This window comes from Bulleidia sp. HCP3S3_C9, assembly GCF_052064035.1.
Taxonomy (GTDB): domain Bacteria; phylum Bacillota_I; class Bacilli_A; order Erysipelotrichales; family Erysipelotrichaceae; genus Bulleidia.
The window spans coordinates 1-6,237 of sequence record NZ_JBQHWJ010000080.1; the positions used below are offsets into that span (position 1 = coordinate 1).

The following is a 6,237-nucleotide window of genomic DNA, read 5'->3' on the forward strand; positions in this document are numbered from 1 at the left end:
TACGCATTCACAATCTCAATTCTACTCGGTTTCCGGGCCGATACTAAGCCGGAAGAGAAAGGAGATGTATATAGATTTGACTCAGCTGGATGAGCTAATTTATATATACCAGATAAAATGAATTTAGATAGATTAAAAACGTTATGCAGCTGTTGTGGTGTAAGTTCTAATGAACAGGATATTGCTGAAATCATGAAGCCAGCATTTGAAGAAAATGCTGATCAAATTGTTAGAGATAATTTAGGCAGTATTTTTGCTTACAAAAAGAGCAAGCGTGAAAATGCAAAAACATTTATGATTGCCTGTCCAATGGATGAATGTGGAATGATGGTATCTAAAGTCAATGATAATGGTACACTCACGTTTATTACATTGGAAGATATTGCGGTATCTTCTTTACTACACCAGAGAGTAACAATTTTATGCCGCGATCATTCTATGATCACAGGTGTGATTACCAACCGAAAAAATGTTCTAGAAGGTGGAAGTGAAGCGAAGAGTATTCATGATCTTGTGATTGACTGTGGATATACAGATAAGGCTGATCTTAAGGTATTACCTGGTGATTTAGTAAGCTATGCTTCTAATTTCTTTGTTGAGAATAATATAGTGTATGCAAAGGCTTTGAATCCTAGAGTACTAAATGAAGTATGTATGGAAGTTGTTGAAAACTTAAAAGAACATGAATTAGATTTCAATTTAGCAATTGGTGCAATGAGTCAATCAACAATTGGTTTCCGTGGAACAAAGACAGCAACATATACAATTCAGCCAGATGCAGCATTGGCATTGTGCGTGTTTGATAATGGAAAGCCAAATGCAAAATTGAATGGTGGCGTTGTTGTTGGAATGTATGATAAAGGTATGATTCCTAGCCAAAGATTAATCAATGATTTCAAGGAATTCACAAGTGCGAATGGATACTTTGGAATGATTGGAAATGATAGTTCCTTTATCCATAAAACAGTGAAAGGCTGCCCAACAGTAGCTGTAGGCATTGCATGTGGAAATACTGGCAGTGCAAATGAAATGGTTGCAATCAATGATATTGATGCACTTGTACATACATTAACAGACTATATTCTTCATTTAAATAATGAAATGATTACTGACTTTGGATTTGGAGAACATCATGTCTAATCTAGAATTATTAGATAAAATCAGCAGTGTGGCTGGTATCAGTGGATATGAAGATGAAGTCAGTAACATTGTGAAATCTGAGTATCAGAAATTAAATCTTAAATATTATCAAGATGGAATTGGCAGTGTTGTTGGTGAAAAGTGTGCAGATGAAAATGGTCCTAAAGTGATGATTGCGGCACATATGGATGAAGTTGGATTTATGATCAAATCCATTGATGATCAAGGATTTATCAGACTTCAGCCAATTGGATCATGGTGGAGCCATATGCTTCCTGGACAATGGTTTAAAGTTGTTAATCGCAATGGAGAACAGTTCTATGGATTGATGGGCAGTAGAGCTACACATGGCTTACCACAAGATCTTAGAAGCAAGACAATGGATATTTCTGAGTTGTATCTAGATATGGGCGTAGAAAATAAACAGCAGCTTGTTGATTTAGGGATTGAAGAAGGAAATATGGTTGTTCCAATGCCTCACTTCCAGATCATGAATCATACAGATCGTGTCGTCAATAAAGCATTTGATGATAGAGTTGGTACATATATCATGATTGAAGTTGCAAAGGCATTAGAAAATAAAAAACATACACCTTTGTATCTTGCCAATACAGTACAGGAAGAACCAGGATTGAGGGGTGCACGTACAGCAACGGATTGTGTTAGACCAGATATCTGTTTTGCGATTGATACAACATTAGCTGGAGATACACCACTGGATTCAAATATCTGTCGTTTAGGGGATGGAGTGGTATTGAGTATGATTGATTCTAACTCGATTGCACCTAGAAAACTTGTTGCATATGTAGAAGATATCTGTAAGAAATATGACATTCAGCATCAGTACGCTGTATTTAATAAGGGTGGTACAGATTCGGGAAATATTCATAAAACAAATGCAGGTGTTATTAACATGACATTATCGATTCCGATTCGTTATATGCATACAAATTCAAGCATGATCAGTATGAAAGATGTTGAGAATTGTATTATATTATTAACGAAGCTGGTTGAAGAAATCAACAGTGAAATATTCGATCAAGTATCGATGAAATAAGGAGATATAAATTATGCATGGAATTATTGCGACTTGGCGTATGGCTAAGGAAGGTATTGAACAAGGATTTGAACAGTTAAATCAGAATGGAAAAGCATCTGATGCAATCGAAACAGCAATTAAAGCTGTTGAAGATTTCCCATACTATAAATCTGTAGGATATGGTGGTCTTCCAAATGAAGATCAGGTTGTTGAATTGGATGCTGGATATATGGATGGTGATACATTTGATGTAGGTGCTATCTGTGCAATCAAAGATTTTGCAAATCCAATCAGTATCGCTAAAAAATTAAGTGAAGAAAAAGTAAATAATATTCTTGTCAGCTATGGTGCTGAGAAGTATGCACGTGAACATCACTTTGAAGAAAAAGAAATGTTAACAGATCGTGCCAAAGCTTTCTATCGTAAAAAGAAGAAGGAATTGGAACAGCAGGCACAGGAATTAAAGCCATATGATGGGCATGATACTGTAGGTATGGTTTGTCTTGATGAGAATGGTACAGTTGTTGCGGGTACTTCTACAAGTGGCTTGTTTATGAAGAAGCCAGGTCGTATTGGTGACTCTCCATTTGTTGGTTCTGGTTTCTATGCAGATAGTGAAGTTGGTGGTGCAACTGCTACTGGTTTAGGTGAAGACTTGATGAAGGGATGCATTTCTTATGAAATCGTTCGTTTAATGAAGGAAGGTTTAACTCCACAAGAAGCCTGTGAAAAGGCAGTGAATGACTTAGATGCAAGTCTGAAGAAGAGAAGAACAGTTGCAGGTGATTTATCTGTTGTTGCGATGAACAACAAGGGTGAATTTGGATGTGCTACAAATATTGATGGATTCTCTTTCTCCGTTGCGACAAGTGATGTAGAACCTACAGTTTATCTTGTTACACGTCAAGAAGATGGACATTGCACATTTGAAGTAGCAAGCAAAGAATGGCTTGATGAATATATGCGTGTAAGAATGGCACCGGTTGAAGAATAATGAAAGATAAGATTATTGCACAGGTTGCGCAGAATCTTCCATCATTGATTACGGATATTAAAACAATCTGTAATTATGATTCTAGAAGAGACACCGCAACAGAAGACTGTCCATTTGGTACAAGAGTTGTTGATTGTTTGAATAAAGCTTTAGAACTTGCTTCTGCTCTTGGATTTGAAGTTGAAAATGTTGGAAATCAGGTTGGTATTGTTTCTTATGGACCAGATACAGAAGACTATATTGCATGCGTGGGGCATTTAGATGTTGTTGATATTAATGGAACATGGAAAACAGATCCATTTCATACAACAGAAATTGATGGGTATTTATATGCAAGGGGTGTTCTTGATAATAAAGGCCCAATCTTCAGCTGCCTGTATGCTTTGAAGACTTTAAAAGATCTAAATTATGAATTCCCAATCAAAGTAAAGATTATCTTTGGTACAAATGAAGAAACTGGTATGGAAGATATGAAATGGTACTTCAAGGATCATAAATATCCTTTGATGGGATGGACACCAGACTGTAAGTATCCTGTTGTGTATGCAGAACGTGGTAGAGCTGAATTTGCTTATACAACAGAAAAAGAACATATTGATGAATTATTTACATTCATGAATCAGTTTATTTTAAATCAGAGAGATTTATCAATCAGTCTTGGTGTTGATTACAGCAATGAAGAATTTGGCAAGAATCAGGTTCGTAAAGTGGAATTGATGCATGATGAGGATCAAGTTGGTGTAAGCATCGTTTCTAGTTATCCTGCTGGATATAGCTTAGAAGAAATGGAAACTGCTTTGAAAAAATTAGAGAGTGAACACTTAAAAGTTAAGCTTCTCAGCAATATTGATCCAGTATATTTCCCTAAAGATACATATTTAGTGAAATCATTAGAAAAAGCATATGAAACGATTATGGATGAAGATGGAAGTGCTGTAACGACAACAGGTGGTACATATGCCAAGGTTGTAAAGAATATCGTCCCATTTGGTCCTAGCTTTAAGGGACAGAAGGGCATTGGACATCTTCCAAATGAATGGATGCGTATCTGTGATATTGAAAAGAATACACAGATTTATGCGTATGCATTATATGAATTGATGCAGGGATTATAATCCCCTGCATGGAATGAAGTTTTGATAAAAGAGGTAGTATGGAAAGAATGATTGAAGTTTGTTGCGGTTCTTATGATGACGCTTTGGCAAGTGAAAGAGGCGGTGCATCTAGAATCGAATTAAACAGTGCTTTATATCTGGGTGGTTTAACACCATCTCTTGCTTCTTTGATTTTGACAAAGAAGAATACAAATTTAAAAGTCATTACAATGGTTCGACCACGTGGTGCTGGCTTCTGCTATACAGATGAAGAGTTTGAAACAATGTTATGTGATACTCGTTTGATGATGGAAAATGGCGCAGATGGTATTGCTTTTGGATGTTTAACAAAAGATGGTGAAATTGATGTCGAACAGACAAAGCAGATTATTGATATTATTCAAGAATACAATGGTGAAGTTGTATTCCACCGTGCATTTGACTGTGTAAAGAATGCAGATGAAGCGATGGAAACATTGATTTCCTTACATGTGGATCGTGTATTGACAAGTGGTTTAAAAGCAAAAGCAATGGATGGTATTGACATGATTGCACATTTGCAAGAAAAGTATGGTGACAAAATCCAGATTCTTGCGGGTAGTGGCATGAATGCTTCCAATGCACTTGAAATGATGGAAAAAACAGGCATTTCTCAAGTACATAGTTCATGCAAGAGCTGGAGAAATGATCCAACAACGAGTGGTGAGGATGTGAATTATTGTTATGCTGCTGCACCACATGAAAATGACTATGATGTTGTTAGTGAAGAACTTGTTAGAAAGATTGTGAATAGCGTATGTTAAAAGAACTGAATCAGTATAAGGAATTTAGAAATCTGGTGACGTTATTTGCGGTGATATTGGCAGGATTTATGCAGGCTGCAATCATTCAGATTTTCATGAGACCTTTAAATCTACTGAGTTCAGGTTTTACTGGTGTAGCAATCTTGATTGAGAAAATTACTAGTACTTTCTTTGGATTTACATTTTCAACATCATTAGGTATGTTGGCTTTGAATATTCCAGTTGCTTTATTCTGCAGTAAAAGCATTAGTAAAAGATTTACTTTTTTCTCATTGCTACAAGTTGCTTTAGCATCATTTTTCTTGAAAGTATTACACTTTGAAGCAGTATTTGATGATCGATTATTAAATATTATTTTTGGTGGACTTTTATATGGATTGATGACAGTCATTGCATTAAAGGCAAATGCATCAACAGGTGGAACTGACTTTGTTGCATTGTACATCAGTAATAAAAAAAATAAATCAATCTTCAGCTATGTATTTATATTCAATGCAATATTATTGATGATATTTGGAATGATGTTTGGCTGGGAAGATGCTGGATATTCTATTCTCTTCCAGTTCATCTCAACAAAAACAATTGATACTTTCTATAATCGCTATGCGCGTGTTACGCTGCAGATTACTACTGCAAAACCAGATGAAGTTATTAGTGCTCTTGTGAAAAACTATCGTCATGGGTTGAGCCGTGTAGATGGTATTGGTGGTTATTCTAGTAAGAAGATTTCTTTGCTTCATACAGTTGTCAGCAGCTATGAAGTGAGTGATATTGTTGCTTTGATGCGTAGTGTTGATCCACATGTAATTGTGAATGTTATGAAAACTGAGAACTTCTATGGTGGATTCTATTTAAAACCAATTGAATAATTATAGTAGAAATAAATTTAACTTTCCCAATCCCTGTTGCAAATTCAGATCCCCTTTCTTTCGTAAAACTGTTGTATAGGGATATAGTGAACTGGCTGAATGTATTGATGCAAGCAATACAGGAAGTACAGTTATATAAAAGAGAAGAACTGTCTGCAAGCGTTCTTCTCTTTTTTGAGCAAACATAAAAATACATAACTGACCACCTGATTCAAAAAAGTTCAGAAATCTCTTTAGTGTCCGCTTTTTAGTACAATAAAATCATATTGCTGGATATACACTTTAACTGCGAGGTAAA

Annotated in this window: 6 protein-coding genes; all 6 read left to right on the forward strand. The window is 35.7% G+C overall.

The window, feature by feature from the left end; translation table 11 throughout:
- Positions 1-117 precede the first annotated feature (117 nt).
- Genes ACTND6_RS10330 through ACTND6_RS10355 form a run of 6 tightly spaced genes read left to right on the forward strand, consistent with a single transcriptional unit; the run spans position 118 to position 5,939 of the window.
- The gene (locus tag ACTND6_RS10330) at positions 118-1,140 is read left to right on the forward strand and encodes a hypothetical protein (protein WP_441024110.1); all 1,023 of its coding nucleotides are present in this window, start codon (positions 118-120) and stop codon (positions 1,138-1,140) included.
- Complete coding sequence (locus ACTND6_RS10335) at positions 1,133-2,197, forward strand: M42 family metallopeptidase (protein ID WP_178175472.1); 1,065 nt, start codon at positions 1,133-1,135, stop codon at positions 2,195-2,197. Before ACTND6_RS10330 ends, ACTND6_RS10335 begins: the two co-directional genes overlap by 8 nt.
- 13 nt (positions 2,198-2,210) lie before the next feature.
- On the forward strand, positions 2,211-3,173 hold the full coding sequence (locus tag ACTND6_RS10340) for a N(4)-(beta-N-acetylglucosaminyl)-L-asparaginase (RefSeq protein ID WP_441024111.1): 963 nt from the start codon (positions 2,211-2,213) through the stop codon (positions 3,171-3,173).
- Positions 3,173-4,288, forward strand: coding sequence for a M20/M25/M40 family metallo-hydrolase (locus ACTND6_RS10345; RefSeq protein WP_441024114.1), 1,116 nt, complete (start codon positions 3,173-3,175; stop codon positions 4,286-4,288). The genes ACTND6_RS10340 and ACTND6_RS10345 overlap by 1 nt, the downstream gene beginning before the upstream one ends.
- Before the next feature lie 38 nt (positions 4,289-4,326).
- Entirely contained in the window at positions 4,327-5,070 is a 744-nt protein-coding gene (locus ACTND6_RS10350) for a copper homeostasis protein CutC (protein ID WP_441024116.1), read from the forward strand.
- Entirely contained in the window at positions 5,064-5,939 is an 876-nt protein-coding gene (locus tag ACTND6_RS10355; protein WP_441024118.1) for a YitT family protein, read from the forward strand. Before ACTND6_RS10350 ends, ACTND6_RS10355 begins: the two co-directional genes overlap by 7 nt.
- The last annotated feature ends 298 nt before the right edge of the window (positions 5,940-6,237 follow it).